This window comes from Burkholderia sp. AW33-5, assembly GCF_053427615.1.
This window is the reverse complement of sequence record NZ_JBSAXA010000080.1, coordinates 1-830: the sequence shown is the minus strand read 5'-3', so window position 1 is coordinate 830 and position 830 is coordinate 1. Positions and strand designations below refer to the sequence as shown.

The following is an 830-nucleotide window of genomic DNA, read 5'->3' as shown; positions in this document are numbered from 1 at the left end:
CGCGATCGCGACGGTGCAGTCGAGCGATCCGATCAAGGTGATCACGGTGCGCGCGACGGGTTTCGATCCGGTTGCAGCGGACGGCGGCAGCGCGGCGGTCGAGAAGATCGAAGCGGCGGCCGATGCGGGCAAATCGCAGTTCGTGAGCCGTGAAGTGACGAAGCTGGATCGTCCGGAGCTGACGTCGGCGAGCATCATCGTGTCGGGCGGCCGCGGCCTGGGCAGCGGCGAGAACTACACGAAGGTGCTGGAGCCGCTGGCCGACAAGCTGTCGGCAGCACTGGGCGCATCGCGCGCGGCAGTCGACGCCGGCTACGTGCCGAACGACTACCAGGTCGGCCAGACCGGCAAGATCGTCGCGCCGCAGTTGTACATCGCGGTCGGCATTTCGGGCGCGATCCAGCATCTGGCCGGCATGAAGGATTCGAAGGTGATCGTCGCGATCAACAAGGATCCCGAAGCGCCGATCTTCAGCGTGGCCGACTACGGGCTCGTCGGCGATCTGTTCGCGCTCGTGCCGGAACTCGTGAACGAACTGGGCTGACACGGCGTGACTTGACGCTTCGGCGGCAAGTACGCAAGACGAGGGGCGCGATGAGCGCCCCTTTTTTGTGCGATGGCCGAGGCTCTGTTTCGAGCCCGAAACGCATTCGCTGTAATGAAAAAGGCGCCCCGAGGGCGCCTTTTTCGTTGATGCGGGCCGGCCTTGGTCGCGGCGGACCGTTCCGACTTATGCGTATGCCGGGCGCGTCTGGCCGGCCACGTCCTTCAGGTAGCGATGCACCGACAGGTCGTCGGCCTGGATTGCCGGTTTCTTGCCCGAGATCAGG

Annotated in this window: 1 protein-coding gene and 1 pseudogene; one reads left to right on the top strand and one right to left on the bottom strand. The window is 65.3% G+C overall.

Features of this window, described 5'->3' with window-relative positions; all coding sequences use genetic code 11:
* On the top strand, positions 1 to 544 hold a 544-nt coding region (locus tag ACV22V_RS32405; RefSeq protein ID WP_448016814.1), incomplete at its 5' end, for an electron transfer flavoprotein subunit alpha/FixB family protein.
* Positions 545 to 730: 186 nt separating this feature from the next.
* On the opposite strand, the pseudogene ACV22V_RS32400 reads toward ACV22V_RS32405, so the two are convergent.
* A pseudogene (locus ACV22V_RS32400) lies at positions 731 to 830 on the bottom strand (D-amino acid dehydrogenase); the annotation flags it as partial.